At 49.9% G+C, this 19,024-nt stretch carries 16 protein-coding genes, 2 pseudogenes and 1 riboswitch; of the genes and pseudogenes, 13 read left to right on the forward strand and 5 right to left on the reverse strand.

Annotation, left to right across the window (positions count from 1 at the left end):
* Positions 1-7: 7 nt before the first annotated feature.
* The 5 genes from KI215_RS05745 to KI215_RS05765 all read left to right on the forward strand — a co-directional run bounded on the left by KI215_RS05745 (position 8) and on the right by KI215_RS05765 (position 4,764).
* Entirely contained in the window at positions 8-1,381 is a 1,374-nt protein-coding gene (locus KI215_RS05745) for an ABC transporter substrate-binding protein (protein WP_212774599.1), read from the forward strand.
* A gap of 265 nt (positions 1,382-1,646) precedes the next feature.
* Positions 1,647-2,144 (forward strand): molybdopterin-guanine dinucleotide biosynthesis protein B, encoded by a 498-nt coding sequence (gene mobB, locus KI215_RS05750; protein WP_212774600.1) that lies wholly within the window; start codon positions 1,647-1,649, stop codon positions 2,142-2,144.
* A 122-nt stretch (positions 2,145-2,266) separates the two neighbouring features.
* Positions 2,267-2,971, forward strand: coding sequence for a hypothetical protein (locus tag KI215_RS05755; protein ID WP_212774601.1), 705 nt, complete (start codon positions 2,267-2,269; stop codon positions 2,969-2,971).
* Positions 2,972-3,094: 123 nt separating this feature from the next.
* On the forward strand, positions 3,095-4,102 hold the full coding sequence (locus tag KI215_RS05760; protein ID WP_212774602.1) for a YncE family protein: 1,008 nt from the start codon (positions 3,095-3,097) through the stop codon (positions 4,100-4,102).
* A gap of 104 nt (positions 4,103-4,206) precedes the next feature.
* Positions 4,207-4,764, forward strand: coding sequence for a thioredoxin family protein (locus tag KI215_RS05765; protein ID WP_212774603.1), 558 nt, complete (start codon positions 4,207-4,209; stop codon positions 4,762-4,764).
* Positions 4,765-4,972: 208 nt separating this feature from the next.
* On the opposite strand, the gene KI215_RS05770 is transcribed toward KI215_RS05765, so the two are convergent.
* Complete coding sequence (locus tag KI215_RS05770) at positions 4,973-5,752, reverse strand: ABC transporter ATP-binding protein (RefSeq protein WP_212774604.1); 780 nt, start codon at positions 5,750-5,752, stop codon at positions 4,973-4,975.
* 186 nt (positions 5,753-5,938) lie between these two features.
* Between KI215_RS05770 and KI215_RS05775 the strand changes: the two genes are divergently transcribed.
* On the forward strand, positions 5,939-7,099 hold the full coding sequence (locus KI215_RS05775) for a homogentisate 1,2-dioxygenase (protein ID WP_212774605.1): 1,161 nt from the start codon (positions 5,939-5,941) through the stop codon (positions 7,097-7,099).
* Between the two features lie 265 nt (positions 7,100-7,364).
* Positions 7,365-8,012: a flavin reductase family protein gene (locus tag KI215_RS05780; RefSeq protein ID WP_212774606.1), complete on the forward strand. Its 648-nt coding sequence runs from the start codon at positions 7,365-7,367 to the stop codon at positions 8,010-8,012.
* 87 nt (positions 8,013-8,099) lie between these two features.
* Here KI215_RS05780 and KI215_RS16095 read toward each other — a convergent pair whose 3' ends face one another.
* The 3 genes and pseudogenes from KI215_RS16095 to KI215_RS05790 form a co-directional block, all read right to left on the reverse strand.
* Positions 8,100-8,678, reverse strand: coding sequence for a sodium:solute symporter family transporter (locus KI215_RS16095; protein ID WP_275956744.1), 579 nt, complete (start codon positions 8,676-8,678; stop codon positions 8,100-8,102).
* Positions 8,678-9,547 (reverse strand): annotated as a pseudogene (locus KI215_RS16100) (sodium:solute symporter family transporter). Before KI215_RS16100 ends, KI215_RS16095 begins: the two are co-directional and overlap by 1 nt.
* A gap of 379 nt (positions 9,548-9,926) precedes the next feature.
* Entirely contained in the window at positions 9,927-10,097 is a 171-nt protein-coding gene (locus KI215_RS05790) for a hypothetical protein (protein ID WP_212774607.1), read from the reverse strand.
* Positions 10,098-10,662: 565 nt separating this feature from the next.
* Here KI215_RS05790 and KI215_RS05795 point away from each other — a divergent pair.
* The 5 genes and pseudogenes from KI215_RS05795 to KI215_RS05815 all read left to right on the forward strand — a co-directional run.
* Positions 10,663-11,901: an MFS transporter gene (locus tag KI215_RS05795; protein ID WP_246512213.1), complete on the forward strand. Its 1,239-nt coding sequence runs from the start codon at positions 10,663-10,665 to the stop codon at positions 11,899-11,901.
* Positions 11,902-12,025: 124 nt separating this feature from the next.
* On the forward strand, positions 12,026-12,193 hold the full coding sequence (locus tag KI215_RS05800; protein WP_212774609.1) for a hypothetical protein: 168 nt from the start codon (positions 12,026-12,028) through the stop codon (positions 12,191-12,193).
* Between the two features lie 26 nt (positions 12,194-12,219).
* A riboswitch (cyclic di-AMP (ydaO/yuaA leader) is annotated at positions 12,220-12,388 on the forward strand.
* Between the two features lie 190 nt (positions 12,389-12,578).
* On the forward strand, positions 12,579-13,463 hold the full coding sequence (locus tag KI215_RS05805; protein WP_212774610.1) for an ABC transporter ATP-binding protein: 885 nt from the start codon (positions 12,579-12,581) through the stop codon (positions 13,461-13,463).
* Positions 13,460-14,266 (forward strand): ABC-2 transporter permease, encoded by an 807-nt coding sequence (locus tag KI215_RS05810; RefSeq protein WP_212774611.1) that lies wholly within the window; start codon positions 13,460-13,462, stop codon positions 14,264-14,266. Before KI215_RS05805 ends, KI215_RS05810 begins: the two co-directional genes overlap by 4 nt.
* A 75-nt stretch (positions 14,267-14,341) precedes the next feature.
* Positions 14,342-14,671 (forward strand): annotated as a pseudogene (locus KI215_RS05815) (PEP/pyruvate-binding domain-containing protein); the annotation flags it as partial.
* 1,151 nt (positions 14,672-15,822) lie between these two features.
* Here the strand turns inward: KI215_RS05815 and KI215_RS05820 are convergent.
* Positions 15,823-15,990, reverse strand: coding sequence for a RuvA C-terminal domain-containing protein (locus tag KI215_RS05820; protein WP_212774613.1), 168 nt, complete (start codon positions 15,988-15,990; stop codon positions 15,823-15,825).
* Positions 15,991-16,277: 287 nt separating this feature from the next.
* Here KI215_RS05820 and KI215_RS05825 point away from each other — a divergent pair, with 287 nt between their 5' ends.
* Complete coding sequence (locus tag KI215_RS05825) at positions 16,278-18,854, forward strand: enoyl-CoA hydratase-related protein (protein WP_212774614.1); 2,577 nt, start codon at positions 16,278-16,280, stop codon at positions 18,852-18,854.
* Positions 18,855-19,024: the final 170 nt, after the last annotated feature.

Here is a 19,024-nt window from a genome sequence, read left to right on the forward strand (position 1 = left end):
ATGCAAGGTGAGATGGCGACGTTGGTTTCTCGGTGGTTGGCTTGTTGTGCTGTTAATTGTGATGACGGCTTGCTCAGGTTCCCAAGACTGGAAAGTAAGCGGAGATCCAGCCCAATTGGAGGGCAAAGTGGTGGTCAACACCATCGACTTCAAAATCGACGATTATACGGATCCGGTGACAGGAGCCAAAATGCCGGGACTGAAGACAGCCATGAAACCCTTTTTGAAGCAACACCCGCACTTGCAGGTGGAATTCATCAATATTCCGTGGCAGGATTACAACACCAAACAGCAAACCATGCTAATGAGCGGACAAGCGGATGTGTTCTACCTCCCGCAGTTTCGCGCCTTTTATGAGCAGGGACTGATTCGCCCGATCGATGACCTGCTCCGGCAAGACACCAGGCTCAAGCTTTCCTCGCGGTATCAGCGGTCGGTTGTGCCGTTGATCAAAGACCGTACGGGACGACATACATTGGGCTTGCCGTCCGGGGCATTCTCCCGCCTAATCACGGTGGACAATCAACTGTTCCGTGATTGGGGGGTCGAACCGCTGTCGAGCCGTCCCACTCCCGAAGAAGTATTGGCAAAAGCGAAGCGTATGACGGGGAAAAATCCACGAACAGGTGAACAAACATACGGCCTCTACTGGGACGGCGTTTGGCGTACCTCTACACTGTTGGAAAGCCTCATAAGCTATTACGGGGGAAGAAATGAGGTGGTCACCGGCGATGTTGCCCGGCCACGCACGTTGAAGTTCCATTTTCACCATCCCGCCTTTATGAAAAGCGTGCAGTGGATGATGGCGGCTACCCCCTATGTCCATCCTGGATTTTTGGTGAGCCAGGGGCAGGAAAACCTGTTTACCGACCGGAACCAACATGCGATCGTACTGGAAAACCCCAACATGGAAGTACCGTGGAAACAGTATGTCGGGAAAAAGGATGCTCGTTTGTTGCATCGCTTCTCTCTGCGCGTCAACTTCAAGGGGCCGGACGGTTTGGGTTCGCCGATCAGCACGACACCTTGGTGCATCTCCGCCAAAACACGCAATCCCTCGGCGGCGTGGGAAGTGGCCAAATTCCTCTCAGGCCCCCAAATCCAGCAATTCAAATACGAAAACGAAATGGTTCCGCCCAGCGTTCAGCCCTTCGATTTCCAAAGAAAAGACGATCCCTATGTGCCCGTCTACGTTCAAAATGCCAAAACCAATACCACTACCCCGTGGTTGATGGATATGCCGTACCAAAAAACGATCCTGGTCCCCTGGGTGAGCAAAGTGCTGTCCCAAGTCCAGCAAGGAAAGCGAGTAGATCTGAACAACGAGATTGATCAACTTCAACAGCGAATGGAACAATGGGCCGAGGAACAGGGGAGATAACAGAACAGTGCAACGAATACTGTAAGGCAAGACTAATGATAAAGTAGTTGAACCAAGGTGGCTTTGGGCGAGTCGTTTTCCTTCTCGCTCCTGCAACGCAAAACGCTCAAAGGTTGCTCGCAGGAAAACGGAGCTTGTGAACTTTGTCAACAGCCTGGCCAAACGGATACCGTTTGGTATTTTTCTGCAGCTCTTTGGAAGTGACGATAGCGTTCCCATACCGTACAATGGAACCAACACGATCAACTAAAAGAGGCGATATCATATGCAACAACAACCTGCCGTACTCTCTATCGTGGGATATTCCAACTCCGGCAAAACCACACTGATCACCCGTCTGATCGAGCGATTGTGCCAACGCGGATGGAAAGTGGGGACGATTAAGCACCACGGCAAAACGATGGAATGGGACCAGCCAGAAAAGGACACATGGCGTCATCGAGAGGCTGGCGCGGACATCGTGACGATCACCGCGTCCAATCAGACGGTGGTGTGTTTCCCGCGGACATTGGAGGTAGAAGAGCTGTTGCCCTTTTACTCTGCGTGCGATCTCGTGCTGGTAGAAGGGTTCAAACGGGCGGGTTGGCCCAAATGGGTGATCCTTCGCCGGGAGGAAGATCTCCCGCTGTTGCGGGAGCTGCACAACATCCAGGCGGTGGTCAGTTGGTTTCCGACCGACGACTGTCCGTATCCGCTGTATGCCATCGACGATGTGGACGGAATGGAAGCAGCTTTGGTTCGTTGGTTGAATGAAGAGAAGTGATCCACCATCCCTCCCTTGTGGAAGGGATTTTTTTGCTCTCTCTTTACAAAAAATCAAAAGGTGTTTTTTCGCACCAGACAGAAAATAGATTTCTGAAAACTGAATCAGGGAGGTATTAGGTAGTGAAGCATTTCCGGTGGTGGGTGGGGCTCGTTGTTTTGGCCATTGGCCTGGTAGTAGCGGTACCGCAGGGAGATGCGGCTGGTCTGGCCGGCTTGTCAGCAGAACAGTGGAAGGACGTGGAACAGGCCAAAGCAAAGACGGAGAGAGAGTTGAGTCAGCCTTCCAAGGTGTTTGATGTCCAAAAAGTGCGGGAGGAAGCCCCGAATCGGGGGTTGGATTCGAACAAAGTACTTCAGCGTCAGCAGATGGGTGTGATGTCAGGCGCGGTGGGAACCTATGGTGACATCCTGGTGACCCTGGACGGTACCAGCTCCGGCTCCTCGGCTTGGGCCGGTGGGCACGCAGGCGTGGTATCGGATGTCCCCGGCTATGTGGTGGAGAGCTTCGGCAACAAGGGTGACCTGAACGGCGTGCGCCACTGGCCCAACGACTGGGCGACCCGGTACAACCATGTACGGGGGTTATGGGTGTCCGGCGCATATGATTCTAACTACGCCTATTCTGCCTCCTATTCCAGAAACCAGATCGGTCTTCCGTACAACTACAACTTTTTCAACATCACCACCACCAGCTCGTTCTATTGCTCCCAGCTGGTCTGGCGCTCCTGGTACAACCAGGGATGGGACCTCAATGACGGCGGTGCGGTCTGGCCGGTGGACCTGATCGAAAGCCCTTATACCATCGTCTTTTACAGCCAGGGATGAGATCGAAAGCGGTTCATTTTCGGTTCGGACACGACACGGCCAACGCGGTATAGTCAGATGAGAGAAATGCCTTGCAGATTCAGCGGAGCGTGTCTCCGCATTTTTGTTGGAGGAGGTAGGTGCATGATCAGCTGGTTTGCCCGGTTCATGCTGATGATCCTGTTGTTGTTGCCAACCTCCTGTGCTGCGAGCGATCTGGGATTTGATCGGGCGGAGGTAGGTGTGATCTATACCGATGCGCTCCGAAAAGACAGCGAACTGGTTCTGTTTGACCAAGGCGGAGAGCGTATCGGCAGCCGTCGTTTCAACGAAATGGGCATCTTCCGGATCGTACCGGATGAAAGAGACTGGCTCCTGCCCGTTCGGTTCGGGAAAGGGTGGATTCGGCTCACCAGGGAGGGAAAGGAGACAAAGGAAAACCCCCGTCAGTTTCCGATTGATGTCCTGTCCAAGCCCGGCATCTTGCTGGCCTCCTACAACAGCGGCCTCCATACCAATACACTGGAGATGGAGTTGAAGAAAGAGGGACGTACTTACCGTGTGGAGCTGGACGGTTTCCTCCGCGTCTTGGATGCGGATGAACAAAAGGTGTATGTGTTCGCCGATGTGGTGAGAGACAAAAAGTCCCTCTTGTACGTGCTGGATCGGAAAACGGGCAAAGTGGAGCGGGAGATCTCGCTGGAAACGGGTGAAGCTGACGACATACTCCTGTCTGGCGGCCGGGTTCTGCTGTCATCGAGGAGCGGAGGCGGGCGGATTGCCGTGGTGGATAAGAAGAACTGGCAGGTGCGTTACGTGACGCTTCCCTATGCCGAGCCCCAATACCTGCTGCCGGACGGAGACCGAATCCTCGTTACACATGCGGGTGCGGAAGGGCGGATCAGCATTCTGGATGCCGCCACTCTCCGGGTCAGGGGGACAGTGCAGCTTCCCCAGCCCATCTACAAAGTGCGTCAGGCGAACGGTAAGCTGTATGTGCTCACCCAGTTACACTCGCGTGAAAAAGGCGGGGAGATTGGTGTTTATTCGATCAAAGACTGGAAACGGGAGATGCGGTGGGAGTTGCCTGTGGTCCGCGATACCCTGGTGCAGGATTTGGAAGTGGTGGGGAGGGGGCATGAGCGAGAGTGAACGCTCTGGCGATAGCCAATCAACCTACATCTCAATCCGTTTTCAATCGCCAAGTGAGTTTGTGCTATGATATGTGGAAGAAATGATAAAAAGGAGGACCAGTCATGGCGCTTACGGAATCCAACATGTTCCCGCTTGGGGCAAAAGCTCCATCTTTCACCCTGCCCGATGTGGTTTCCGGCAAAAACGTTTCCCTCGACGAATTGAAGTCGGAAATTGCCACCGTGATCATGTTTATCTGTAACCACTGCCCTTACGTCAAGCACGTGCAAGATCAACTGGTCAAACTGGCAAACGATTATATCCCCAAAGGTATTTCCTTTATCGCCATTAACGCCAATGACGTGGAAAAATACCCGGAAGATTCCCCCGAAAAGATGAAAGAAGTCGCCCAAAAACTGGGATATCCGTTTCCTTATCTATTCGACGAAACCCAAGAGGTCGCCAAAGCTTATCAAGCGGCTTGCACACCGGACTTCTACATCTTTGACAAGGACTTGAAATGTGTTTACCGCGGTCAGTTGGACGATTCCCGTCCCGGCAACGATATCCCCGTCACCGGCGAATCCATTCGCTCTGCTTTGGACAGCTTGCTTCGAAACGAGCCGATCACAGTGAAACAAAAACCCAGTATCGGTTGCAATATCAAATGGAAAGAATAAAGGACACAAACCCAGCGGTTTTCCCGCTGGGTTTGTATATGGATTGGAAAAGCAGGGCTTTGACGAACCCACTCCTCGGATTTTCCAATATGCGTGTCAGGTGATGGTTTTCATGGTTCTTCGAGTACCAAAATCGACGTTCGCAACCTTTCTCCCTACTTCGAAAGAGTTTATGCCCGACAAAAATACTGGACACCACAGCGAGCACTTATGGAATTGAAAGCCATGCCCGGTCGTTTCGCCAATCTACTTGAACAGGAATCTCAAAAAAATCCGTTAGAGTAGGGCCGGTTAAAACACTTTTTGACCTTCCTTTAGTAAATACGCGGCCACGGCGGAGCAATAATGTATGGGTAAAGATGGGAGCGATCTCTTCAATGTGATGGGTCACAAATAGCATATGGGGGGCGTCCGGTTGTGCTGCCAATTGGCTAATACTGGACAATAGCGCTTCTCTTGAGAGAAAATCAAGTCCGCTGCAGGGCTCGTCCAAAATCAGCAGTTTTGGGGAAGCCATCAACGCACGGGCGATGAGCAGTTTTTGTTTTTCTCCTTGGGAACAACTTTGATATGAACGATCGATCAAATGATCGCACCCTAATTGTTCCATCAGTTGTTGGGCTCGATCATAATCTTCATCGCTTGGTTTCTCGTACAAACCAATCGAAGCATACTTTCCACTGATCACCACGTCCTGCGCACGGACGTTACCGTATATTTGTTCTTGCAGAGAAGAACTGACCCACCCAATCGATTTGCGCAGTTCTCTTAAATCTACGTCACCAAACCTGTGACCCAACACACAAACACTCCCTTTTGTGGGCCATATGTATCCGTTAATGATATTGAGCAATGTCGTTTTTCCGGATCCATTCAGGCCCAATATCGCCCAGTGTTCTCCCTCGCTGACCTGCCAATTGATTTGATGAAGGATGGTTTGATTTTCTCTCTTCCAAGAAACATTGGTCATTTCAATGACAGGCGTCAATTTTTTTCTCTCCCTCAAATCACGAAGATTGTTATAAGAAGAATAGCATGAAAGTTCTCTTCTTGGAATGCCATGCCACAGCTTTAGGTAATTGTTAAGCGATGAAGGGATCTTTTCATTTATTTCTGATACAATGGAATTGAATGCGTTTTCATAATAGGCGGTTAAGGGATGGGAGGAAGAAGGATGCCTTTTTACCGTCGCATGGGAGAGATTCCGTGCAAACGGCATGTGCGGTTCCGCAAGGAAGACGGCGGGTTGTACCGCGAAGAAGTGATGGGAACCAAAGGATTTTCGGGGATGCAATCCATCTTGTATCATCATCATCCACCCACACAGATCAGCGATGCACGTTTGCTTCGCGACTGGACGGTGCTGTTGGAAGAATCGGGGGCCAACCGGCACCGCCATTTTCTCACGCGAAAGCTTTCGCCCGGAGGCGATCCGATCGACGGAAGACAATATTTACTGGTCAATGAGGATGTGGCGATCGGTATTTGTATGCCGACGGAGCCGATGGATTATTTTTTTCGGAACGGCGATGGAGATGAAATATTGTTCGTTCATGAGGGAGAAGGGTGTGTGGAGACGGTGTTCGGAACCCTATCCTACCGCCCCGGTGACTACATCGTCATCCCGGTCGGTACGACGTACCGCATCGTTACGTCCAGTGAACGGACCCGTTTTTTGGTGATCGAGTCCACGGGTGAAATCACGATTCCCAAACGCTACCGCAATGAATACGGTCAATTGATGGAGCACAGTCCATTTTGTGAACGGGACATTCGTGGTCCGGAGCGGCTGATTCCCCATGTGGAGGTAGGCGAATTCGAGGTGCGTGTCAAGGCACGAAACCAACTCCATGCCTATCGCTATGATTTCCATCCGTTTGATGTGGTGGGGTGGGACGGTTATCTGTATCCGTATGTGCTTAGCATTCACGATTTTGAGCCAATCACCGGATCCATTCATCAACCCCCGCCGGTGCATCAGACGTTTGCCGGACCCAACTTTGTGGTATGTTCGTTTGTGCCGCGCCTGTTCGACTACCATCCGGAGGCGATCCCCGTACCTTATTATCACAGCAATGTACACAGTGATGAGGTACTGTACTATGTGGAAGGTAATTTCATGAGCCGTCGCGGGATCGAGTCCGGTTCGATCACGTTGCATCCGAGCGGTATTCCGCACGGCCCGCATCCCGGGGCGATTGAGAACAGCCTGGGTAAGGATCGAACCGAGGAGCTGGCCGTGATGGTGGATACGTTTCGTCCCCTTCATGTGGCCCGTTCGGCGTTGGCGGTGGAAGATCCCAACTATCTGAAGAGCTGGTTGCCCGCGCAGTAGTAATGTTTTAGTCATCAGGTTGTGTCTGGCCAATCTGTCAGGCGACAACGTTTTCCCAGGTGAACGAAGTCTTCCACGTCTGAGTAAAAAACCGGAAAACATAGGAACCCCATCGCGGGAATTTCCTCCTCCTTGGGCAAAGCAGGCTTGGCCAGTGTCTGCGCTTTTGGCTTGGGGCAGGTGAAGTGAGCCGGGATAGAGAAAACGAGAATATGGATCGATCAAATGGATGGATCAGACACGCCCGAGTGAAGGAGTGGTATTCATGCAAATCGATCCTCAACAACAGTCGCAAAAAGAAAACTATAAATTGTTGATCGGCAGTGTATTGCCACGTCCGATCGCGTTTGTCACCTCCCGAAATGGTAACGGGGTGGTCAATGCGGCTCCATTCAGCTTTTTCACCGTAGTTTCCACCAATCCACCGATGGTAAGCATTTCGGTTGGACGCAAACCGGGGAATGTACAGAAGGACACGACGCGTAATATCGCCGAAATGAAGGAATTCGTCGTGCACGTAGTAGACGGGGAGAATGTGGAGCGAGTCAACCAGACCGCGATCGACTTCCCTCCGGATGTAAGTGAGGTGGAAGCGGTCGGATTTGATCTGGTGCCCAGCGTCAAGATCCAAACGCCGCGAATTGCACAGGCCAAAGTGCAGATGGAATGTGTGTTGGACCGAATTCTGCCGATGGGCGGAACACCGGATGCACCCAATACCGATCTCATTATCGGCCAGGTCGTAATGTTCCATGTGCGCGATGACCTGTTGGCGGAGGGGAGAATCGACACCCGTCTGCTCGATCCGATCGGACGGTTGGCAGGAACGTCCTACGGCACGATCGGTCAAACCTTTTCTCTGCCGCGTCTGTCATTCGAAGAGTGGCAACAGCGAAAACGGGAACAGGAGTAAGGCGGCCCGGCAATAGTGAAAGCCCTCATTTGAGGGCTTTTCTGAAAGTGAACATATGATTTTTCTATGGTTAGAGTTAGCGGCTGGTTATAGGGACGAGGTGGATTTCGATGGTCTGTCTTGGCTCAAAGTTTCCATCATATTAGCAACTTCAGGTCGTAGCCCATGTCTGCGTGAGAACCATCCAATGACAGTGTAAAGGATGAGAGACACAACTACCGGTAATCCCACCGTCGCTGCAGTGCCGACGTGAAACACGTACTCATTCAGCGCAAATACTACAACACCACCAGCAAGAGAGATGATAGCCGCAGCCGAACCGCTATAGCGGAACGCTGGCAATAAACCGAACAACATCGCTATTGAGATCGGGCCGACCAGTGCTCCGAACCATGAGATAAGTAAGCCCAGGACACCACCAAACGAGTTCTGTTCTACGGCGATAAGCATGGTGAGCAACACAAACACCAAAGTAGTAGTGCGTGCTGCGATGAGAGCTCCTCGTTTGCTGAGACTACGAGTCTTTTTTGATAGTTTTGGTAGAATATCGCGTGTGAAGACAGACGAGATCGCGTTTGCATCCGAAGTGGTCATAGCCATGGTGTGACTGAACATCCCAGCCAAAACAAGTCCAACAAGCCCGGGCGGCAGGAAAGTTCGCGCCATTAAAGAGTAGGACTGATACGGCTCCGCCAGATTGGGGAAGGTGCAGCCCACATGGGAAAGAACAGGATGAGCGGCCAGAGCAAGTATAGAAAGCCGGACAGGATCGCTGCCTTGCGTGCATCCGTTCCGTTCGGCGATGCCATATATCGCTGAGCAAGGTTCCAAGTGCCCCCATTGTAGCTGAGGAAATTGATGAGCAAGTAGGCAACTGCAAACCAGAATGTGTAAGGACCGTCAAATGGGTGGCTGTGACTGGGAGGCAATTTGCTCCAAATCCCAATGATTGCACTAATACCGCCGAGTTTGGCCAATACGATCACGAACATCGCAATTCCGGCAACAAATTGGATGATAAATTGTACGAAGTCAGTAAGAGCGTCCGCCCAAAGCCCACCTATGGTGGAGTAAATGAGGGAAACACACACCACCAGATATGAGAATTCCGACCGTCAGTGGTAAGCCCGTGAACACCTGAAGTATGATGGCAATTGCTGCCCATTTGGCACCGACGTCGAACACCTTGAGCAGTACGCCACACCACGCCATCAGCTGCTGCGTGATACGTTATATCGGGTGGCAAGATACTCCATGGGTGAACCGATGTTGTAGTGTTCCCGCAATCGCGCCCACCGCGGTGCAATCCAGATGGCCCCGATAAACACTCCTAACGATACCGGGATCGCCCACCACACATACAGCGTGAAACCGTTGTTGTAGGCGACTTCCGCGTATGCAACAAACACCGCTGCGCTGTACCCAGACATGTGATGTGATATGCCTGCTAGCCACCACGGCATTTTTCCACCGGCTGTAAAGTAATCCTCTGCACTTCCGACCTGCCGGTATGACCAGACACCAATACCAATCATGATGAAGAAATACGCAATCAGTATAAACCAGTCAAATCCAGACACAATTTCACCCCTCTCTTCAGAATCGGAAATCTCGCCCCATTAATATACTATCAATTCAGAAAAGTTATACCAAAAAGGTTGGGCATTCAAAGTGGCGGATATGGAAAGAGGGGATACGAAAAAAACGAAGGTGAAAACCTTCGTTCATCAATAAATAATTACTCATTTATATTGTCCTCAAAATGGTCATGGGGATGGATGGTTGTTTCACAGGCAGGGCATTGGAGAAAGCTTTGAAGATACTTGTTTTTGTCGACTTGAAATACATTACCACATTGACAGGCTATGGTTACAATTTCATTGGGGTGCTTTTCCAATACTTTTCCCACCTTATTTATTCATTCTTTGTTTCTTTAGAGGGGGAAGCATAAGATAACCGTTTGATGAAATTGAAGATACCATTTTTTGTTGGTTGATCAAGGGATTTTTCATATAAATGAATATTATCTGAATGATTATGTCGTTCTTCATTGTTATTTGAATAACATATTTGCTGATCTTCCATGGTATTGTGTCCCCCTTTACGATATAAGATATAAATCGAATAACTGATTGTTCACTTTCGACACGAAAATGCTTTTTCCTTGTTTTGTTTTTGATCATTTTGTGAAGTGATATCATGCCAAATATAAGGTTGGGATTGCCAGGGAAAGGATGCTGCAAAAACGAATGAGCAGGGATGGGTTTTTCTGCTCACTTATTGCTACGGTCTGTTATGATTGAGCTAAATAAACATCTCAGAGGAGAAATTTCAAGGATTTTCAAGGGTTTTACGGGTTTCCTTTTCATGCACAGACAAGGTTTCAAATATATCAAAATGTATGTTAACTTTGGTGGAAGTCATATGTTATAACTATATATATCACATATAAATCCTCCGAATTTGGTCTATGGGTGTAAACAGGAAATAACATTTGACCTCCTTATAGGATCCTCATTGAATACAGCAGAAAGACTGCGCTTCTACAATACAAAACCCGGCACCCTGTACCTTAAGTGTTCCGAGTTTCGTAATTCGACCATGTGACTGCTTAATTTTTTAACTATTCATGAATAGGAGAAACTATGGTATGCAACTCTCATCAACAGAAAGATTAAATAACAAACCAACCTTATATCATATTCTGTTTTTGATTGGTCTCGTCCATTTGTTCAATGACTCCATACAATCAGTCATCCCAGCCATCTTTCCTATCTTGAAAGATTCGATGCACCTGACCTATACGCAGATTGGCTGGATCGGTTTTTCGATCAACTTTACCGCCTCACTTTTACAACCAGTATTTGGATGGTATACGGACAAACGACCGTTTCCTTATATGTTGCCGCTTGGCATGGCTTCCACGTGCCTGGGGATGTTGTGTCTGGCTTTCGCTCCCAGCTACTCGTATGTTCTGTTGGCCGTTGTACTGGTGGGAATCGGATCTGCCGTCTTCCATCCCGAGTCTTCACGTGTTTCCTATCTGGCTGCCGGAAATCGGAGAGGGTTGGCCCAATCCATTTTTCAGGTTGGGGGAAACACGGGACAGGCTCTTGCTCCCTTGATGACTTATTTGATTTTTATCCCGTTCGGGCAGAAAGGAGCCATCTGGTTTACACTGGTGGCGGGCATCGCCCTCGTCATCCAATTGTTCATCGCCAGATGGTATCAGGGTTACCTTCTTTCCCATCCGCACCCTGCCAAAAAAGAAAATACGTTTTGGGTTCAGCAGAGCGGGATGAAAAAAATGCTTCTTTTGGCCATGGTTTTGCTCATCTTTCTCATCTTCGTCCGGTCATGGTACATTGCCGGAATCAGCACTTACTATCAATTTTATCTGATGGAACAGTACAAGCTCTCTTTAAAACAATCCCAACTTTTCATTTTTCTCTTTTTGGTGGCCGGGGCAATCGGAACCTTCTGCGGCGGACCGCTGGCAGACCGATTTGGCATGAAAAAGATCATCTATTTTTCCATGCTCGGTTCCGCACCGCTCGCCCTGCTCCTGCCTTATGTGAGTGCAACATGGGCTTATACGATTTTATTATTGAACGGCTTTATCCTGTTATCCAGCTTCTCCGTCACGGTGGTATATGCACAGCAGTTGTTTCCGGGAAAGATAGGAACCGTGTCCGGCTTAACCGTAGGATTTGCCTTCGGCATGGGGGCCGTCGGTTCGGTAGGGCTGGGTAAAATGATCGACGTCATGGGACTCTCGTATATTATGCAGTGGATTGGTTTTCTCCCGCTCCTTGGTGTGCTCACTTATTTCCTCCCCTCTGACCAAAAAGTGAAGGAATGGACTCTTGATGCAAAACAGTCAGCTTAATATGTGAGAACAAGCAAGAAACCCAATACATAAGAGCTGGGTTGATAGTTGCAACCGGCGATTGTGCGGCACCTTGTGATGGAGATTTGATCTGTGTTGTGATTGAAGTAAGTGGAGGGCATTTTTGCAACCATTGGCCATGGTTTCAAAAGGTTTGATTCGATTGAATTCGTCACAGGGTTTAAACAAAAGAGAAATGGATCTCCAGGCACATGGATCGGGTGATATGGCGGTATTTCGTTCCTTTTTGAAGAAAAATGATACTTTACAACAGGTTGTTACAGGAGTATGATGAGCTCAGTTTAAAATTCAATATATCCTCGTAAATCGCTGAGTCCCGCGATACGCGGGAGCGGGGGAACCAACCGCAGACTGTGACGAATTCGTCACGGACTGCACGGGGTGAATCCCGGGTTGATGCCTGGGTAGGGTGACTCTCAGCCACCCGAATCCGTCAGCTAACCTCGTAAGCGTTGTGAGAGGGGGAGTGAGAATCGTGCGGGCGCACGGCTATTTTTGCTGTGCCTAAAAAGCCACGAGAAGACACCCTTCTCGTGGCTTTTTCTGTTGTGGAAATTCCCTAACGTTATCATAACGATAACGAAAAATATGATGGATGTGTGGATGATGCTCGAGTATGGTATTAATCGCCGAGAAGGCGAAGAGGAGGCTGGATCATGATCCGAATCAATGGGTTGACCAAACGATTTCCGGGAGGAAAGGGAATTTTTGATCTCACCCTTGAAGTGAATCGGGGAGAAGTATTCGGTTATCTCGGACCTAATGGAGCGGGAAAATCCACCACGATTCGCCACTTGATGGGTTTCATGAGACAAGATGAGGGCAAAGCGGAAATCGGCGGCATGGACTGTTGGAGTGAATCGGACAAGATTCAAAAAATCACCGGCTATCTCCCGGGGGAGATTGCCATGTTTGAAGGGCTGGACGGTACCGGTTTCTTGGATTTGATAGCGGGACTCCGTGGACAGAAGGATGACAGAAGGGATGAGTTGCTGGAGCGACTGGAGTTGGACCCCCGGGTCCCGATCCGAAAAATGTCCAAGGGAATGAAACAAAAACTGGCTATTGTGGCCGCATTCATGCATGATCCGGAGATCCTGATCCTGGATGAACCCACTTCCGGTTTGGATCCGCTCATGCAACGGGTGTTTGTGGAATTGATTCTGGAAGAAAAAAAGCGAGGAAAAACGATTTTTATGTCCTCCCATCTGTTTCCGGAGATTGAGCGCACGGCAGACCGGGTCGGTATCATTCGGGATGGACGGCTGATCGCTGTGAGATCTGTACAGGAATTGCGCAATGAGCAGCGAAAGGCGTTTGTTGTGACTTTGGGAAGAAAATCGGACATCGACCGATTGATTCAGGCCGGGCTCAGAGTAGTCCGCCGGGGAGAAACAACAGTTGAAATCGAGGTACAAGGGGATCTGAATCCCCTGATCCATGCTCTGGGCGATGTGGATGTCCGCCATCTGGAACACAGAGAGATGGATCTCGAAGAAGTCTTTATGCACTACTATGAACGACGGGAGGCGAAAGAATGATGAACGTTGCACTGTACCGGGCAATGTGGCGGTTGCATGGCAAGACGTTGGGAGCGATGGCGATCGGGTCGTTTCTTTATGTGCTGATGATTGTCACCATCTATCCCACCTTGGCTCCAGAAGACATGAATGAATTGCTGAAGAAAATGCCGGAAGAGATGATGAAAGTGTTTGGAATTGAGGCCGGGGTACAGCGTTTAAACGATTTTATTGCTGTAGAGTACCACAACTTCATGTATTTGATCCTGCTGATGGTGTACAGCGTGGTGATCCCGACCCGGCTAGTGGCCCGGCATGTAGACCGGGGGTCCATGGCTTTTCTGCTGTCAACGCCGTTGTCCCGGCCACGGCTCGTCCTGACGCAAGTCGCATTTTTCATCACGGGGCTCGGGCTTATCAACCTGTTCACCGTCCTCGGCGGGATCGCGGGAGATGTCTGGATACTGGATCAACCTGCCCTGGATCGGTCAAACTACGTGGAACTGAATCTGGTCTGTTTCCTGTTTTTTTCTGTGATCGGTGCGTACAGCTTCCTGTTTGCGTGCTTGTTTGACGACGAAAAGAAGGCGGTCTCCTGGTCGGCGACAGTGACCATTTTGTTCTATGCCATGGACTTTGCGGGCAAGCTGGGAGAAAAACTGGATTGGCTTCGAAACTGGACGTTTTTCAGCCTATATGAACCGGCACGTCTCGCGCGGGGAGAAGAAGATATCTTGTGGACGGCGGTAGGTTTGGGCTTTACCGCAATGGTGCTGTTCCTCCTTGCGGCGATGGTTTTCCGACGGCGCAATTTGTCATTGTGATGAGGGGTCACGGAATGTGTCCGCATCATGAACAGCGCGAAGTCCCCTATTTGATTGTGAGGGGAGTGAAATGTCATGAAATATGTTCTGTATTTCGATGAGATCGATCGCCACAGCTTGCCTATTGTCGGCGGGAAAGGATCCAATCTGGGGGAGATGAGCAAAGCGGGGTTTCCTGTTCCTCCCGGATTTTGCATCACGACATCGGCTTACCGTCAGTTCATCGAAGCAAGTGATGAGATGGATGAATGGTTAGACTCGCTGAATCTCAAAGCAGACCCGGTCACAGGACATCGGCGCACGGTTTCCATCGATGTCGGGTTTGGGCTGGGTGAGGCACTTGTATCCGGCATTGTAACTGCCGATTTGTATAAAGTGCGTGACCATCAGATTATCCAGAAACAAAGGTGTAGAGAATGCAACCAAAATATTAAAAGATGGCCAATATGTCCGTGTTGATGGCACAAAAGGTTATGTGGAGATATTGGATGAGAAAAGCTGATAGCAGTGCGGCAACCAAAAACGAAGTAAGGGGCCACTCTGATAAAGAGTGGCTGAGGCAGTTGATAAACCCAGTGGTTTTGCCATGGGTTTGTCAACTGCTTCACCTAATATAACTTAGCTCATGGTGTCAGAGCCCTGTTTATGACCACCAAATCCAAAATATGTGTGATAAAAGACTTGCTATTTCAACCCAAGCAGATTTTTGCAAATGATCCATAATGGTGTAATTCTTCTCCAAAGATTGATGATAGACTGAATTACTTTAGGCATAGGAATAAAATTCAATACTTTTAACATCAGACTACGAATATCCATTCCTTTTAAAGAAGGTAGCGAAGCGGTCATTTTCACAAATCCCCCCTAATGTTTTCTGGGAATAGGTTATTCTGACTCATGTGATGTGGAAAGGGCAGATGTTAGTAGTCAGACGCTTATTTTCTCATTCGAGTTTGTGTGCGAATCACTATTTTTGCGTATTGAGCATTCGTGGTGACCAGGAAGAAAGGAAATAAATATGGTGATTTCGGATTTAGAGGAAAGGGGGGAATCAGATGAGTTGGAGTTATGGTTATGGCTTTGGAATGGACTTCGTCGACTCTTGATTTTCCTGTTGGTTATCGCCACCATCTTTGTATTTGCCGGAATAGGTTTTGGTTATAAAGAGCGAGCGGGAAAACCCAGCCCTTCAGGTTTGGAAAGCGAGCGTCGGACGAGGGAGGGCTTAAGCTCTCTTGCAAGTTCGACAGAATTTTGGTACAATTAAATATAAATAGAGAAGCGAGAAAACACTTAAAACTACTTTGCGAGCGAAATCTCGATAAACTAAAATCACTAGGCTTGGACGAAGCCATCGTGGATGGATGTGGGTTGCCACGCCAGATGAAGCGAGAAGCCTACGGCTTTAGCCGTGTGGGGCAAGTCACTAAAACGAGATAAAGTAAGTGGATCAACGGCACACACTTACTTTTGGTGGCTTATTACCTGACAAACAAGCTACATTCGGTAGCTTGTTTGTCATTTTTTTAGAAGGTCCCGTCTGGTACATCTTTGTTTTATTCGTCCTCTCGTAGAAAAGAATCGGCTTGTTCGGCGGCTTCTTCTTCTGACTGAAAATCAAACAGACGGTGCATCTCGTGAATCACTTTCCAAATCTCATCTTTGGAATACCCTAAGTTCTTTAATGCCAATGTTGCATAACCGATTACGTGATTATGGTTCACGGATACCGATCCCCTTTACAATGTTGATCAGTCCTATTTTGAGCAGAAAACGTGTTTTCGAATACGTGAAGGTCCCCGATTCAGTGTAATTGGCACAGCTTCATAGCCCATTTTGCCGGGATCGTGAAGGTCGCTCACCTGGAAAAACAACGCCCCCATACAAGGGGGTAATTTTTTTTAAAAAATTGCGCCAAAACCCTTGTCAAAGTGTAATGATGCTTTGTATTATAACAGTAAGATATAATCAGGAGTTGTTATAAAACAATCCGGTGGAAGGGGCATCATCCATGACCACTCATACTTCTACGCATAGAAAAGCCGTCTCTGTTGCCTTCGATTCGGATGGGCGTGCATCGCTCCAAGTCGTTCGCTCGGGAAATCCAGTCCACGCCAAAACCAGAATCCGACCGCAAGTGAATACTACTGACCATTTTCGGCTGATGGAATGGGAAGTTTCACCCGGTCGTACGATTGCTGTGTTGTCGCCTACATCCGGGTCGTCCGACTCATCCGCCATCGAGGAATGGGTACGATGGATGAGGCAACTGGCAGCACGGGATGAACTGAAAGTATTGATCCTCGCCTGCCATGGCGGTCGTTTCCTGTTTTCCTCCAGCCATCTTCAAGAGAAGTGGCAGTCCTTCGAGGCGGGATTGGAATTGATGGAACGGATGAACAAGTCATTGATAGCAGCGGTGGACGGGACGGTCTCTGGGATTGGTTGCGCAGTTGCCCTATGTACGCACGCAGTCGTGGCAAGCGAATCGGCACGTTTTATCCTGCCGGCAGGAACGGGTGTCATTCAGCGTCTGGTAAGAATCGCCCACTTGCAAAAAGGAGCTGACGGCCTCGTTCGAGCTGTCACCTGGCTTTGCTCCGATCGTGCGATAACGGCGCGGGAAGCGGAGGAAATGGGATGGGTAGACCAATGTTGTGAAGGAGAAGCCTTGCCGTTGGCGGTTGCTTGGGCAAAAGCGGCGGCTGCGGCAGGACAGGGGCCGCTTGCCGAAGCGTTTATCCGCCGCAGGGCGTGGCGAAACGATTGGGAGCGCCCAAGGCCGTTCACCATACTGGGCAGACAAGAGCGGGAACGAATCATCGCAGGAATACGAGATCAGGATACACAATTGAAAGAAATCCTGTCCTTGATTCAAACCGGCTATGAACAAGGATTTTCGACGGGGTTGGTTCATGAACGGAAATGGTGGGCTGCACGAACCCAACGGCCGGAAGCCAATCAGTCCCCGCAATGGAGCTATACCGTTCGGTCATTGACACAGGAGGAAGAAGAGCAGTGGATTCGCGAAGGTCAGTTGCTTCCTCCCGATTCCCCTTTTTACCCGGGTATCTCACCGGTTCCGTCCTGGCAATACCGGACAACGGATCCGGTGACGGTGATCCCCGTACGTAGGCCCGGTCCGAGAGAAGTGTTGGTGTATGTATTGTCACGTGGGGCCAATTGCTCCGGCTTGGTGGTGGAGACAGGGCGAACAGTAAGGGAGGAAAAGGAGATCCATGCAGGAGATGCGGTGATCGTCATCCCCGGAGGTTTACAAGAAATGGAAGGACAGTTTGTAACGGTAGGAGCGGAACAGGTATTTCCCAAACCGGTCAATCTGTCTTTTGCGGAGGCAGCCAATTTGTTGCCGTGGATGATGGCCCACCGCATTACTCGTCATCGGGAAAGAGGACGCGTCTGGATCGACGGTTTGGAGGAAAGTGCGGCGCTGGCTTGTTACACCTTGGTTCAACATGATGAAGGGAAGGTGACGGTGATGACGTCGTCGGATCGGGAGAGGCGGATGACGGAGGAAAGGAATGCCGAGGCATTGGATCTGCGTCATTTACGTTACCGCGGTGTTTTCACCAAAATCCCAGCCGACTCCTCTACTTGGCGCAGGTGGGAGGAGCTGGGGAAAAAGGTGATTGAGGATTTTCGGTGTCGCAATCATGGGGAGCTAGCAGATTGGACCGCTACTTTCTATGGAGAACGCACATTCGGAAGAGCTTACCAACTGTTGAAGGACGGCGGACTCTTGGTGGTGGCGGGTGCCCGTGAAGGGGAACAGCTGACGTTTATCGGGAAAAGGGGAGAGCGCTCACCTTCTACCTTTCTGAAGCGAGCCGGTGAGTCGGTCGTCTTGTACTACGGAATGGGTCTGCGTCGGGATGAAGTGATGGACCCGTTCGGTTGGCGGGTGATCCAAGTTGCCGAGCAGCGTCAGGATCGGTTGGTCATCATCACCCAATCCGAAGCGCAGAAACGGTGGCTGAAAGGTCGACTCGGTGACCATGTGGCGGGAATCATCAGCATCGAGGAGTGCGCTGCCTCTTGGCCGGGAGAATTTGATTGGCCCCCTTCTGTTCCCTATTTGCCGAACCCTTCCGAACGGAAAAAGGATTGGCTGTTGACGCGACAACTGTTCGAACGACGGACGATTCGTCCCTTGCGCGCCGTGATCGGTGAACACTTACGTACGATGCAAAATCCGGAGGGGTATGCGGACGTGGTGGTGGACCGGGCGGATCACGATGCTTTGGGGATCAGCCTGTATTTGGTCAAGCCGAAGTCGGGACGTGTCGTTTTTGGTGAGAATATGGCCGGCAAACGGTACAGTTTTTACGCTTCCACCATGATGGAACCGGAGCGGCGAATCGTCACACCGTCAGCGACCATCGTCGGATGCGGACTTCCCGATACCGAAGATGTGCAACGTGTGTTGGAATGGATGGAAAACGGAGTGTTCCGGAAAGAGCGTCGTCTCATAATGGCGGAAACGGAACACAGAGGTATGGCCACAACCGTGTTAGCCGATCTCCACACGGTGGATCAACTATATGAAGCGTGGAGTTCGCAGTGTTGATACTTCATGAGGATTGGCCGGTGAATTCGGGAGACAATCTCTACCCGAACACCGGTCATTTCAAAAATTCGGACAAAAAAGACCCGACATCCCAGTACGGGTGCTGGGTCTACTATGTATGTTGAACTGAAATCGTATTCGCTGCCATTACCTCCAAAAAGGTGCGGGTA

The organism is Polycladomyces abyssicola, from assembly GCF_018326425.1.
GTDB classification, from domain to species: Bacteria; Bacillota; Bacilli; order Thermoactinomycetales; family JIR-001; genus Polycladomyces; species Polycladomyces abyssicola.